Annotated in this window: 13 protein-coding genes; 11 read left to right on the forward strand and 2 right to left on the reverse strand. The window is 64.7% G+C overall.

All coding sequences use genetic code 11. From position 1 onward, the window contains the following. Positions 1-87 precede the first annotated feature (87 nt). The 6 genes from DGI_RS08320 to DGI_RS08345 all read left to right on the forward strand — a co-directional run bounded on the left by DGI_RS08320 (position 88) and on the right by DGI_RS08345 (position 4,578). Positions 88-1,116 (forward strand): DctP family TRAP transporter solute-binding subunit, encoded by a 1,029-nt coding sequence (locus DGI_RS08320; RefSeq protein WP_027192953.1) that lies wholly within the window; start codon positions 88-90, stop codon positions 1,114-1,116. Further along, positions 1,113-1,667: a TRAP transporter small permease gene (locus DGI_RS08325; protein ID WP_021760461.1), complete on the forward strand. Its 555-nt coding sequence runs from the start codon at positions 1,113-1,115 to the stop codon at positions 1,665-1,667. The genes DGI_RS08320 and DGI_RS08325 overlap by 4 nt, the downstream gene beginning before the upstream one ends. Then, complete coding sequence (locus tag DGI_RS08330; protein ID WP_021760462.1) at positions 1,664-2,950, forward strand: TRAP transporter large permease; 1,287 nt, start codon at positions 1,664-1,666, stop codon at positions 2,948-2,950. Before DGI_RS08325 ends, DGI_RS08330 begins: the two co-directional genes overlap by 4 nt. Before the next feature lie 97 nt (positions 2,951-3,047). Further along, positions 3,048-3,629 carry a hypothetical protein gene (locus DGI_RS17120; RefSeq protein WP_021760463.1) on the forward strand — a complete coding sequence of 194 codons (582 nt, stop codon included), beginning with the start codon at positions 3,048-3,050 and terminating at the stop codon, positions 3,627-3,629. Then, the gene (locus tag DGI_RS08340; RefSeq protein ID WP_021760464.1) at positions 3,613-4,143 is read left to right on the forward strand and encodes a rhodanese-like domain-containing protein; all 531 of its coding nucleotides are present in this window, start codon (positions 3,613-3,615) and stop codon (positions 4,141-4,143) included. Before DGI_RS17120 ends, DGI_RS08340 begins: the two co-directional genes overlap by 17 nt. A 129-nt stretch (positions 4,144-4,272) precedes the next feature. Further along, positions 4,273-4,578: a hypothetical protein gene (locus tag DGI_RS08345; protein WP_021760465.1), complete on the forward strand. Its 306-nt coding sequence runs from the start codon at positions 4,273-4,275 to the stop codon at positions 4,576-4,578. Between the two features lie 61 nt (positions 4,579-4,639). Here the strand turns inward: DGI_RS08345 and DGI_RS08350 are convergent, their stop codons facing one another. Together DGI_RS08350 and DGI_RS08355 are read right to left on the reverse strand one after the other, a co-directional pair. Then, on the reverse strand, positions 4,640-5,377 hold the full coding sequence (locus tag DGI_RS08350) for a sulfite exporter TauE/SafE family protein (RefSeq protein WP_021760466.1): 738 nt from the start codon (positions 5,375-5,377) through the stop codon (positions 4,640-4,642). A gap of 144 nt (positions 5,378-5,521) precedes the next feature. Continuing rightward, positions 5,522-5,998 (reverse strand): periplasmic heavy metal sensor, encoded by a 477-nt coding sequence (locus DGI_RS08355; protein ID WP_021760467.1) that lies wholly within the window; start codon positions 5,996-5,998, stop codon positions 5,522-5,524. 322 nt (positions 5,999-6,320) lie between these two features. Here DGI_RS08355 and DGI_RS08360 point away from each other — a divergent pair, with 322 nt between their 5' ends. From DGI_RS08360 to pstA, 5 genes are all read left to right on the forward strand, one after another. Continuing rightward, complete coding sequence (locus tag DGI_RS08360) at positions 6,321-7,382, forward strand: cache domain-containing protein (RefSeq protein ID WP_021760468.1); 1,062 nt, start codon at positions 6,321-6,323, stop codon at positions 7,380-7,382. A gap of 57 nt (positions 7,383-7,439) precedes the next feature. Beyond that, a complete protein-coding gene (ald, locus tag DGI_RS08365; protein ID WP_021760469.1) occupies positions 7,440-8,552 on the forward strand; it encodes an alanine dehydrogenase in 1,113 nt (370 codons plus the stop codon). Positions 8,553-8,855: 303 nt separating this feature from the next. After that, the gene (locus DGI_RS08370; RefSeq protein ID WP_021760470.1) at positions 8,856-10,397 is read left to right on the forward strand and encodes a choice-of-anchor I family protein; all 1,542 of its coding nucleotides are present in this window, start codon (positions 8,856-8,858) and stop codon (positions 10,395-10,397) included. Between the two features lie 271 nt (positions 10,398-10,668). Then, a complete protein-coding gene (gene pstC, locus DGI_RS08375; RefSeq protein ID WP_021760545.1) occupies positions 10,669-12,060 on the forward strand; it encodes a phosphate ABC transporter permease subunit PstC in 1,392 nt (463 codons plus the stop codon). After that, complete coding sequence (gene pstA / locus DGI_RS08380; protein ID WP_021760472.1) at positions 12,053-13,330, forward strand: phosphate ABC transporter permease PstA; 1,278 nt, start codon at positions 12,053-12,055, stop codon at positions 13,328-13,330. Before pstC ends, pstA begins: the two co-directional genes overlap by 8 nt. Positions 13,331-13,364: the final 34 nt, after the last annotated feature.

Here is a 13,364-nt window from a genome sequence, read left to right on the forward strand (position 1 = left end):
TCTGCGCAGACAATAACGCGTCATGGCGGAAGGGGCAAGCCGGGAGCTTTCCCGGCCGGCTTGTTCCAGGCCGCGTATGGAGCCGCAATGCGACATTTTCGCATCGGTTCGATGCTGTGCCTCATGATCCTGGCGGCCATGGCTGTCCCTGCCGGTCAGGCGTGGGCCGCCCGGCAGGTCACCCTGGCCATCGTCACCACGCCGGGGTCGGCCCAGCATGTGGCCGCCGTGGCCTTCAAGGAGCTGGTGGAGAATGCCACCCGGGAGCTGCCGGGCGGTCCTCTGACCGTCTCCATCCAGCATTCCGCCTCCCTGGGGGATGAGACGGCCATCCTGCAGCAGATCCAGCTTGGCGCGGTGGAACTGGGCATCATCACGTCCGGCCCGCTGGAAGAGTTCGTGCCGGCGGTGGCCGTCATCAGTTATCCATACCTGTTCGCTTCCCATGCCCAGGTGGATGCCGTGCTGGATGGCCCCCTCGGCATGCAGCTGTTGGACCAGCTGGGGGCGGTGGGCTTCAAGGGATTGGCCTTTTCTGAAAACGGGTTCCGCCACCTCACCAACAGCAAGCGCCCGGTGCATGCCGTGGCCGACGTGGCCGGCCTGAAGATCCGCGTCATGCGCTCGGCCATGCACCATGCCCTGTGGCGGATGCTGGGCGCGAATCCTACCCCCATGGGCTGGCCCATCTACACCGAACTGGCCCAGGGCGCCCTGGATGGCCAGGAAAACCCGCTCTGGGTGGTGGCCGAGGCCCGATTGCACGAGGTGCAGCGCCACCTGAGCCTCACGCGCCACGTCTATTCCGCCCATGTCTGCCTGGCCAACCAGCGCTGGTTCGACAGGCTCGATGCGCCCATGCAGCAGGCCGTGCAGACGGCCATGCGCCAGGCCGCGGTACAGCAGCGGGCCTGGGCCCGGGAGCACGAAGCTTCCTACCTGGAAGCCCTCAAGGCCGCGGGCATGCAGGTGACCGAGCCGGATGTGGAGAGCTTCAGGACCAGGGCTGCCGGCATGCTGGAGGCCCCGGTGTATGCGAATCCCGCCGTCCGCACACTGCTGCTGCAGGTGCTGGACGCCGCACGCCCGGACGCGGTACGGACGCCCGCACCATGAGTCGGACGCCACGCCCGGCAGGGCTGCATGCGGTGGGATGCCGGCTGGATCGGGCAGCCCATGTCGGCGGGGTGGCGGCGGAACGGCTGCTGGGGGTGCTGTGTATCGTCATCGCGGCGGTGCTGTGTCTGCAGGCCCTGTGCCGCTATGTGCTCAATAATTCCTTGCCCTGGCCGGATGAGCTGGCCCAGGTGCTGCTGGTGTGGCTGACGTTTCTGGGCGGTGTGGCCGCCTGGAGGCGCGGCACACATCTGGGGCTGGCGGCGGCCACGGGTTGGTTCACGGGCCGGCGTACGGGCAGCGCGGGCGCGGGCGCGACGCAGCTGGTCAGGGCCATCCCGCATCTGGCCGGCATCTTTTTCTTTGCCGTCCTGCTCTATCATGGCCTGCTGCTGTGCGATCTGCTCTGGCCGCAGCGCTATCCGGCCCTGGGGGTGACGAAGGTTGTCTCCTACGCCGCCATTCCCGTCTGCGCCGGCCTGATGCTGCTGCACAGCCTGGCGGCGGTGCTGGGCGCTGCGCGCCTCCCGGCCAAGGTGGATGCTGCATGAGCCTGATGGCGTTGGGGTTGTTTCTGGGGCTGCTCCTGCTGGGCGTGCCCATTGTCGTAGCCATGGGCGCGGCCGGTGTGGCGGCGCTGCTGTGGGGTGGATACCCGCTGGAACTGCTGGTGGAACGCCTGCACGGCGGCGCGAGCATGCAGGCCCTGCTGGCGGTGCCGCTGTTCATGATCATGGGCCGGGTGATGGAAGCCGGCGGCATGCTGACGCGCCTGATGGATGTGTCCCTGGCGGCGCTGGGCCGCGGCCGCATGGGCGTGTGTCTGGCCTGCGTGCTGGCCTCCATGCTGTTCGCCGGCGTGTCCGGCTCGGCGGCGGCGGACGTCACCGCTGTGGGCGCGCTGTTCATCCCGGCCATGCTCCGCCGTGGTATGCCGCCGGCCAGGGCTGCCGCCTTGCAGGCGGCGGGGGGCTCCATGGGCATCGTCATCCCGCCGAGCATCCCCATGATCGTCTATAGCGCCGTCACCGGCGTGTCCGTGGGACGACTGTTCACCGCCGGCCTGCTGCCGGGACTGCTCATGGCCGTGGCCCTGGCGGCCGTGGCCTGGATGCAGGAACGTCGCGCGGTGGCGGCAGCTGGTGCGGTTGATGTCGTGGATGAGCCGGCCCCGGCCTTCGGGCCGGCTTTGCGTCGGGCTGCGCTGGTGGCGCCCGCGCCGGTGCTGGTAGTGGGCTCCATCCTGCTGGGCATGGCCACGGCCACGGAAGCGGCCGCCCTGGGCCTGGGCTATGTGGTGCTGGCCGGACTGCTGGGCACCCGCGAGCTGCGGCCGGCCATGCTGCCGGGCTGTTTCATGGATGCCGGCATCGCGGCCGCCAGGGTGCTGTGCATCATCGCCGCTGCCACGCCCCTGACCTGGATCCTGGCCATGGATCAGGCGCCGGCGCGCATCGGCGTCCTGCTGGCGGATATGGCCGGCTCCCCCCTGGTCCTGCTGCTGGTGATCAACCTTGTCCTGCTGCTGGCCGGGGCCATCCTGGAAACCACCTCCTGCCTGCTGCTGTTCGTGCCCCTGCTGGCGCCCCTGGCAAGGCTCGCCGGGCTTGCGCCGGAGCAGATGGGGGTGATGGTGGTCATGAATCTGGCCATCGGCATGCTCACGCCGCCCATGGGGGTGTGCCTGATGCTGTCCAGCGCCATGGCCGGGCAGGGCATGGGAGCCTCCAGCCGGGCGGCCCTCGTCCATGTGGCGGCCCTGCTGGCCGTGCTGGCGCTGGTGGCGCTTTGGCCGCCCCTGACCACCTGGCTGCCATCATATTTGTTTTCCTGATTGAAGAAAGGGACTGCTTCCTTTATGCTGGGATCGAATGTAGGCATGGGGTACGGATTGGCGTGAACCCTCAACCGCAAGACAAGGCGCGACACGCATGGCACCCTCCCACGCAAAAGAACTCAGGAAACTGTGCGCCGCCCTGCGGCAGCGGGCAGACAGTCTGGCCCTTCTGGATCCGCAGACCCTGGACGCCGCCGGCGTGCAGGCCCTGCGCGATGACCTGACCGGACTTGCCGAGCAGACCGAAGACGCCGCCGGCCTTTCCGCGCGCGCCAAGCGGCGCGCCCTGCTGGACGGACTGCAGCGAACCCTGCTGGCCGGCGCCATTTTTGCCGCCATTCTGGTGCTCAATGCCAAGGTGTTTCACGAACACAGCCTGGTGACCACCACGGACGTGGCCAAGCTGGTGCGCGGTGTGATGCCCGCGGATACGGACTTCAACTATTACGCCCAGCTTCTGCAATGGGCCATGGCCGCCTCGTTTTCCCTGCTGCTGTTTCTGCTGGCGCTCATGGTGGCGACCTTGATGGAAGGCGTGCTGCGGCTGGTGCGGTTCCCCTGGCTCAATGCGGTGTTCTTTTCCTTGCTGACGCTGATCTGCAGTGGCGCAGGCCTGTGGGCCTATCTGTATTATGTCCCCAACCTCAAGAATGTGCTCTATGAATTCTTCCGCTAAACGGATCGCGTTGCTTGCCGCGTGGTGGCTGTTGTGCTGGACCCTGCCTGCAACAGCAGCCGGGGATGACGCTGCCCGGCGGGCGCAAGTGCTGGCCATGTTCGAGCAGTACAAGGCCGAGGCCTTTGCCGACACGCAGGACATTCACCCCGAAGCGGTGCTCGGCCTGTTGCAGCGCGGCGTGCCCGTGGTGCTTGTGGATTCGCGGGACGCCAAGGAGCAGGCCGTCTCCATGCTGCCCGGCGCAGTGACCGAGGCGCAATTCCTGGCGCAACCGGAGCTGCATCACGATGCCATTGTGGTGGCCTATTGCACCATCGGCTACCGCAGCGGGGTCTTTGCCCGGAAGATGGCGTCCCAGGGGGTGAGCGTGCTCAACCTGTATGGGGGCATGCTCAACTGGACGCACGCCGCCGGCCCGCTGGTGGACGCCCAGGGCCGGCCCGTCTCCCGCTTGCATGTGTATGACAGCACATGGGATCTGGCGTCAGCCGGGGTGGAAGGGATCTATTAGAGCAGGTTGATTTTGGAAAAGGACGTTGCGAGAGAGGGTTCGGGGGCAGAACCGTTCTTTAGAAAGGTGTTCTGCCGAGAGCTCTTTTCGAAAAATGGAATGCCCCAACAATGAAATAAAGGACACACAATGACGCTACTGGAGTCATACAGGAAGCTCGGAACCAAGACGATGTCAGTCTTTCGCCTGGATTTGCAGGTGCATTTTTTCTGGGGTTTCATCTTGACGTTGCTGGGCGTATATTGGTGGCCGTTGTTCGCCTCCGGGGTCGTCGTGACCTTGGTCAAGGAAGCCTTGGATCTTTGGAGCAAGAAGCACTGGAGCTGGGGCGATACCTGGTCCGGATTGCTTGGCTGCCTCTGTGCCGCTGGGTTCATTGTTACCGGCGACCAGTTTTTTTGTAAATCAGCACGGCCGTCGGCCCTGTTGGACTGATGGCGTAGCGCAGGCTCCTGAGAGCCTCTGATGCAACAGGGGCGCTGCGTGTGGCAGCACACTACGCCAGCGTGTGCCAAAGTCCCTTCACCAGCAGAATGATCCCAAGAATCAGCAACAGGTACGTGATGATGCGGCGATACACCGTGTCGCTGATGCGTCCGTAGCAGCGCATGCCGCCCCACAGGCCCAGGGCCAGGCCCGGAAGGGCACTGCAGTAGCCGGACAGCACCGCCGGGGTGATCATGCCCGTGGCCGCATGCATGGCGGTGATGGCAATGGTGGTGATGAGAAAAAAGCCGATCATGGTCGCCTTGATCCTGTCTTTGGTCCAGGGCTGCAGCGCCGTGTAAATGATGATGGGCGGGCCGGACGCCGTGATGGCCCCGCCAAGGCATCCTCCCAGAAAGCCGGCCACATAGGCCCAGGCCATTCTTGTCTCCCGCTGGCTGAGCAGACCGGACAACGCGTACCCCGCATAGCCCAGCAGCACCAGTCCCAGGAGGATTTGCAGCACCTCGGGGGAGACAGCCTTGAGCACCAGCACTCCCGCCGGAATGCCCGGCACCGCACCGACAAGCAGCGGGATCAGGTGCCGCGCCCGCATGTGCTTGAACAGATGCACACCGAGCACAATGTTGATGCTCAGGGCCAGAAGGTTCACCAGGACAATGACGGTCTTGACGTCCAGAATCAGGGCCATGAGGGGCAGGGCCACCAGCACCACCCCCACACCGGCCAATCCTTGCGTGAAGGATCCGAACCCCGCAATGCAACTGAGCAGAATGGCTTCAAACATGTATAGGCGCGTATCACCGGAAGCAGAAAAGTGCCAGCCCCTGCGCGGCGCGGAGCTGGCAACGGTTCTGGCAGGGAAGGGTGGGGGAAGAACCTTTCTTCAGAAAGGTGTTCCCCCGGGGACTTCTTGCAAAGATAACTCGCCCTATCGGGGGCCGCGGCCGGGCTTTTCCGGCAGGGGCACGCCGGTGACCTTGAAGAACTCCTTACGCATGGCCACGTTTGCCTTGAAGATTTGCGCGTGCAGGCCGTTGATTTCGTCCACCAGCTTGTTGATGGTGTCGTCGCTGGTGTTGGGCGTGGCGATGAGGGCGTTGAGTTCGTGTTTCTTGCCCTTGGCGCGTTCCTGCAGGGGGTAGATGGCCTTGCGATGTTCCATGAGCAGGGTCTTTGCGCTCTCGCGGACTTCGGGGGGCAGGAATTGTTCCAGGCGCTCCAGGGGGCTGCAGCCCCGGAATCGTTCGTGAGGGGCGTTCATGCCAAGCCCGCCCGGCCCTCGGCCGGGTCCTTCTTCCGATCCTTCGCCGGGCCTGCCCATGCCGAAGGGCTGGGCCACACTGGATGCGACCAACACGGTGCAGCAAAGCAGGGCTGCAAGGCTCAGACTGTACAAACGGTTCATGGTGCTACTCCTTGTGTTGTGGTGTGTCCTGCATGGACACTACGGCTATAGCAGGTGTCGTGCCAGTGTTGTTTTCTCGTTTTTACACCATGTTGCAAACAATCACCCCATGCAGTGCGGCACAGGTTGTGCAGAATGTTGCGCCGGGTGTGCAATGTGGCGCATGGCGGAATTGTCACCGCAGGTCAGTGCATGATAGGAGGGAGGCGACGGTCGTACATCTCACCCGGGAATCTGCATGCCGTTTCCATCATCACCGGTTCGTGTCCTTGCCCGCGCTTGTGCTCGCGTTTTTGCTCGGGAGGGTGGCACCCGTCGCCGGGTGCTGGCGGGCATAGGCCTGTGCCTGGCGGCGGCGTTGTTGCTGGTTCTGCTGGCATCGGCGTGGATCCCCCGCGCAGCCCGACCCGATGCGCCGTCCGCCCGGGACATGGCCCTGCTGGTCACCCGACAATTGCAGCAGACCTATGCCCGGCTGCTGGGCGAGCGTCGGCTGCTCGTGCGCGAGCGCCTGCAGCGTCTGGAGCAGACTGCCGCCATGGCCCGCCGTCTGGCCGACTTCGCCATGCAGGATGCCCGCCGGCAGCGCCTGCCCCCACGGGAAACCTGGGAGCATGCCGGCACGCTGGCCCTGGCCCTGCTGGACGATGTGTTCCTGGAACCGGGCGTGCTGTGCTTTGTGTACGATGCGCGCATCATCGCGCTGACCTATCCCGAACTCGCCTTGCGAGGGCTGGATCTGTCCCCCTATCGCGACCGTCGCGGCCGCTCCCTGCTGCGCGTGTTGCGAGAGGAAGCCCGGCAGTGGGGGCGCGCCTCGGCGGCGTTCGACTGGAAGGCCCGGGGCGCCGCCCGCATGACGCCGCATCTGGGCATGGCGGTGCATCTGCCGGAATTCAACTGGACCCTGGCCATGTTTCTGGACATGGAGGACGCGGCCCGGCGCGAGCGCGAACTGCGCACGCAGGAAGCCCAGGCCTTGCTGACTCTCCTGGCGCAGACCGACGCGGCGCGGGAGGCAGTCTTTTGTCTGCTGGATCAGCGCGGGCGATTGCTGGGCGCGCCGGTCACGCAGTTGCCGGCCTCCAACCGGCTGGTCCGGGCGGTCACGGCCGCCAACATGCTGGGCAGTCCGGAAGCGCAGTCCCGGCTGCTGCTGACCGCGCTTGTGGAAGGACCGGCGCGGCTGGAAGACCTTCCCGGCGATCCGGGCCCCGTTGAGGTCCTGGGGGTGTCGCATGCCGCCCTGGGCTGGACGCTGGTCCGCATTTCCCCCACGCCGGCCGGGCTGTGGGGCTGGCTGCTGGCGGGCGGCATCCTTGTGGCGGCTGTGTGCATTCTCTTGATCTCTGGCTCTTTACAGCCGGGCAAGGATGGGTCATGAGGTGGAACTGGTTGTTTGATCCGCACTATTGATAGATCTGCCCAGGAGGCACACTGCATGATCGTTGGTATTCCCAAGGAAATCAAAACCATGGAAAACCGCGTGGCCATGACGCCCGGCGCGGTGGGCGCGTTTGTGCGCAATGGCCATACAGTGTTGGTGGAGCGAGGCGCCGGTGTTGGCAGCGGCCTGCGCGACGAGGAGTACGCCGCCGCCGGAGCGCGGTTGGTCTCGGCGGATGACGCCTGGGCCGCAGAAATGGTCATCAAGGTCAAAGAGCCCATCCAGCAGGAATACAAGTACCTGCGCGATGGGCTCCTTCTTTTCACATACCTGCATCTGGCCGCGGACAAGCCGCTGACCGAAGCCCTGCTGGAAAGCAAGACCACCGGCGTGGCCTACGAGACCGTGCAGCTGGACAATGGCGCGCTGCCCCTGCTGGTGCCCATGAGCGAAGTGGCCGGCCGCATGGCCCCGCAGGTGGGGGCGCAGTGCCTGGAAAAGCCCCACGGCGGCCGCGGCATGCTGCTGGGCGGCGTGCCGGGCGTGGAGCCGGCGGAAGTGGTCATCCTCGGCGGCGGGGTGGTGGGGGTGAACGCCACCAAGATTGCCGTGGGCATGGGCGCCCGCGTGACCGTGCTGGACGTGAACCACAGCCGGCTGCAGTATCTGGACGACATCTTCCACAGCCGCGTGGTGACGCTCATGTCGCATGAGGCGAACATCCGTGCTGCCCTGTGCAAGGCGGATCTGGTGATCGGCGCGGTGCTCATCCCCGGGGCCAAGGCGCCGCGGCTGGTCACGCGGGAGATGCTGCCGTGCATGAAGCCCGGCTCGGTCATTGTGGATGTGGCCGTGGACCAGGGCGGCTGCGTGGAGACCATCAAGGCCACCACCCACGCCGATCCCACCTATGTTGTGGATGGCGTGGTCCATTACGGCGTGGCCAACATGCCCGGCGCAGTGCCCCGCACCTCCACCTTTGCCCTGGTGAACCAGACCCTGCCGTATGCCCTGTCCCTGGCCAACAAGGGCTGCAAGGCCCTGAGGGACGATGCCCCCCTGGCCCGTGGCCTGAACACCTGGCAGGGCCAGCTTACCTGCAGCGGTGTGGCCGAGGCCTTCGGCATGAGCTGCGAGTCCCTGTCCGGCGTGGTCCAGGCCCTGTAGGGTCTGGAGCCGTACGTTGCGAGAGGGGAAACCTTTTTGCAAAAGGTTCTCCCCTCTCTCTCGCTCCCCTTCCAGAAAATTGACAGTTCTTTGTAATTATACCCAAAAAAATCTTTGGAAAGGGGGTTCGGGGGAAGAACCTTTCTTTAGAAAGGTTTTCCCCCGAGAACTCCCTTCAAAGATGCCTTGCTTTAGCGCATTCCCGCCGCACAAACGTCGCCTGATCGTCACGGCGCGGCACCTTGTTCATGGCATGACTGTCGCTTCAGTCCATGCATATCATCATAGACAAGGAGTCCGCGCATGCGTCCCTTCGTTCGTCGTCTGGCCCTGGGTTTGGCCTTGGTGTTTGCGGCAGCCCCGGCCGGCGCCGCCTCGCTGCATCTGGAAAAGATCGGTGGCCTCAAACTGGGCGGGGAAGGCGCTGCGGAAATCTGCAGCTTTGATCCCCAGTCCAAATTGCTGTTCGTGGTCAATGCCGGCGAGACGGCCGTGGAAGTGGTGGACCTGAGCAACCCCGCCGCTCCGGTGAAGAAGTCCAGCATCTCCCTCAAGGAGCATGGCGGCGGCATCAACAGCGTGGCCGTGAAGAACGGGCTGGTGGCCGTGGCTGTGGAGGCCGATCCCAAACAGGATTCCGGCAAGATCATCCTCATGAATCTGGACGGCACGGTGCGCAAGCGCTTCGACGTGGGCGCGCTGCCGGACATGGTGGCCTTCACCCCGGACGGCAAGTACGTGCTGGCCGCCTGCGAAGGCGAACCCAACAAAGACTACAGCGTGGACCCCGAAGGCAGCATCGCGGTGATCAGCCTCGCCAAGGGCGTGGACGCCGCCACCTGCACCATGGCCTACTTCCACAGCTTCAACACCCAGAAAGCCCAGCTGCAGGCCAAGGGCGTGCGCATCTCCCATCCCAAGGCCACCGTGTCCCAGGATCTGGAGCCCGAGTATATCGCCGTGTCCCCGGATTCCAAGACCGCCTATGTGGTCCTGCAGGAGAACAACGCCTTCGCCGTGCTGGACGTGGCCACGGCCAAGGTCAAGGACATCAAGCCCCTGGGCATGAAGGACTGGAAAAAGGCCGGCGGCCTGGACGCCAGCGACAAGGACAAGAAGATCAACATCAAGCCCTGGCCGGTGCATGGCCTGTACATGCCGGACTCCGTCGCCGCCTTTGCCGCCAAGGGCAAGGTCTATCTGGTGACGGCCAATGAGGGTGACTCCCGCGATTACGACGGCTACAGCGACGAAGCCCGCCTGGGCAAGGTCTACCTGAACGACCGCATCTTCCCCGACGCCAAATGGCTCACCCGCGACAAGCAGCTTGGCCGCCTCAAGGTGGTCAAGGACATGCTGGACACGGACGGCGACGGCCTGGCCGACCGCATCGTGGCCTATGGCGCGCGCTCCTTCTCCATCTGGAACGCCGCCACCGGGGCGCAGGTGTTCGACAGCGCCGACCAGTTCGAGCGCATCATCGCCAAGGAGGCACCGGAATACTTCAACGCCGAAGAAAAGTTCGACGACCGTAGCGACGACAAGGGCCCCGAGCCCGAGGGCGTGACCGTGGGCGTGGTGGACGGCCGCACCTATGCCTTCGTGGGCCTGGAACGCCAGGGCGGCCTGATGGTGTACGACGTGACCGAGCCGGCCAAGGCCAGCTTCGTGCAGTACATCAACAGCCGCGACTACGCAGCCGACCAGAAATCCGAAGCCGCCGGGGATGTTGCGCCCGAAGGCGTGCTGTTCATCGCCGCCAAGGACAGCCCCACCGGCCAGGCCCTGGTGGTGACGGCCAACGAGGTGAGCGGCACTGTGGCCGTGTTTGCTGCGCGCAAGTAAGCGATTTGTGACGATTTGGAGAACAGGCCGGCCCATGCGCCGGCCTGTTCTTTTTTGGGCAAGGCCGGCATTGTCATCATATTGTCACAGAACTGTTGCCGAATCGTGACGTTTTGTCACGTGGTCACCTTTCTCGGTTGGTATGGTCTGCGGGTGCGAGGGAAATGCGGGCATGCCGCTTCCAGCGCACAGGCCGTGCGGCACCTGCGGCCGGATTCGGCAACCTGAACCTTCCGGGACTTCCAGAAGCGCACATGTCATCGAGCAGTCCATGATCCCAGCGTATGTCATCTTGCTGTTGTTGCTAGCCTTGAGCGCCGTGGCGTACATGCTCGGGCGGAACAGGGCGTTTGCCGTGGCCGGCGGTCCTGCCGGGCTGCGCCACCTGCATTCCCGTCCCGGGTATTACGGGGCGCTCACCGCGCTGTGGTGCTTCGGGCCGGCCATCATCGTGTTTGCACTATGGCAGGCCAGCGAGGGCGGCGTCATCACCGGGCTGGTGGTTTCCCATCTGCCGCCAGAGGTGCAGGCCTTGCCGCCGGATCGGCTCGGGCTGGTGGTCAACGACGTCAAGAATCTGGTGGGCGGCAACATTCTGAGCGGGGATCCCTCGCCGGAACTTCGCAAGGCGGCGGACGAGTTCATCCGGCTGCGCGTGTATTCCCGGGTGCTGCTGCTGGGAGTGTGCGCCATGCTGGCCGCGGGCGGGTTGCTGCTGTCGCGCAAGGGCATCACGCCCCAGCTGCGCGCCCGCAACAAGGTGGAGCGGCTGGTCAAGTGGCTGCTCATCGCCTGTTCAATGCTGGCCATCTTCACCACTGTGGGCATCATTCTTTCGGTGCTGTTCGAGGCCATCCGCTTTTTCAAGATCATTCCGGTGCAGGATTTTCTCTTCGGGCTGGAGTGGAGCCCGCAGATGGCCATCCGGGAAGATCAGGTGGGCGGGTCCGGCGCATTCGGCGCTGTCCCGGTGTTCGTGGGCACGGCGCTCATCTCCATCATCGCCATGGTGGTGGCTGTGCCCATCGGGCTGATGGCGGCCATCTACATGTCTGAATACGCCTCGCGCAAGTTCCGCGCCACGGCCAAGCCGCTCATGGAAATTCTGGCTGGCATCCCCACGGTGGTATACGGCTTCTTCGCCGCTCTTACCGTGGCGCCCATTGTCCGGGATTGGGGCAGCGCCGTGGGGCTGAGTGTTTCTTCGGAAAGCGGGCTGGTGGCCGGGCTGGTGATGGGGATCATGATTATCCCCTTTGTCTCCTCCCTGTCTGATGACGTCATCAACGCCGTGCCGCAATCCCTGCGCGACGGCGCCTTGGCCCTGGGCTCCACGTCCTCGGAAACGGTGCGCAAGGTGGTGTTGCCTGCTGCCCTGCCGGGCATTGTGGGCTCGGTGCTGCTGGCCATGTCCCGCGCCATCGGGGAAACGATGATCGTGGTCATGGCGGCCGGGCTCTCGGCCAATCTGACCCTCAACCCCTTCGAAACCGTGACCACCGTGACGGTGCAGATCGTCACGCTGCTCATCGGGGACCAGGAATTCGACAGCCCGAAGACCCTGGCGGCCTTCGCCCTGGGGCTGGTGCTGTTCCTGGTGACGCTGTGTCTGAACATCTTCGCCCTGCATGTCGTGCGCAAGTATCGGGAACAGTATGAATAACACCACCACCAAGCCGCGCCCCATCGACATTGTCAACGCCGGGCTGGCCAAGCGCTATGCTGCGGAGAAGCGCTTTCGGCTGTACGGCTTCTCGGCCATCGTCATCAGCCTGTGCTTTCTGGGATTGCTGTTCGTGACCATCGTGTACGACGGCTTGCCCGCCTTCACCCAGACGTACCTCAAGCTGGAGGTGGCGCTGCCGGAAGCGGAGTTCGACCGCGAGAATCTGAACGCGGCCAACTATCCATTGTTCATCAAGCAGGCCATCCGCAGCTATTTTCCCGAGGTGACCGAGCGTCGCGAAGTGCGCGATATCGACAACTTCATCAGCAACAGCGCGCCCTTTGATCTGGAAAAGGCCGTCTTTGCGGACCCGTCTCTCATCGGCAAGTCCGTCACCTTGTGGGTGCTGGCCGATGACGACGTGGATCAGCTGGTGAAGGGCCACATCGACCGCGACGTGCCCGAAATCGAGCGCCGCATGAGTGACCGGCAGATTGCCTGGGTGGATTCCCTGAAGAAACGCGGCCTGCTGGAACGGAAGTTCAACACCGTGTTCCTGACCACCGGGGACTCCCGCGAGCCCGAGCAGGCCGGCATCTGGGGCGCGGTGATGGGGTCTTTCTACTCCCTGCTCATCACGCTGCTGCTCTCGTTCCCCATTGGCATCTCCGCGGCGGTGTATCTGGAAGAGTTCGCGCCCAAGAACAAGTGGACGGACCTCATCGAGGTGAACATCAACAACCTGGCCGCCGTGCCCTCCATCGTGTTCGGTCTGCTGGGGCTGGCGGTGTTCCTGAACTTCTTCGAGCTGCCGCGCTCGGCGCCGCTGGTGGGCGGTCTGGTGCTCACCCTGATGACCCTGCCGGTCATCATCATCGCCTCGCGCGCGGCCCTGAAAAGCGTGCCGCCTTCCATCCGGGAGGCAGCCCTGGGCATCGGTTCCTCCCAGTTGCAGACGGTGCTCAACCATGTGCTGCCCCTGGCCATGCCGGGCATGCTCACCGGGGCCATCATCGGCATGGCCCGCGCCCTGGGGGAAACGGCGCCGCTGCTGATGATCGGCATGGTGGCCTTCATCGTGGACGTGCCGCAAGGCATTACGGACGCCGCCACGGCCCTGCCGGTGCAGATCTACCTGTGGTCGGACTCGCCGGAACGCGGCTTCCGGGAAAAGACCAGCGCGGCCATCATCGTGCTGTTGGTCTTCCTGCTGGCCATGAACGCCCTGGCGGTGATTCTGCGCAAGAAATTCGAACGTCGTTGGTAATGGCCGACGGCCTCTGCACTCCGCAGGGCCGCCT

It is taken from the genome of Megalodesulfovibrio gigas DSM 1382 = ATCC 19364 (assembly GCF_000468495.1).
Taxonomy (GTDB): Bacteria; Desulfobacterota; Desulfovibrionia; order Desulfovibrionales; family Desulfovibrionaceae; genus Megalodesulfovibrio; species Megalodesulfovibrio gigas.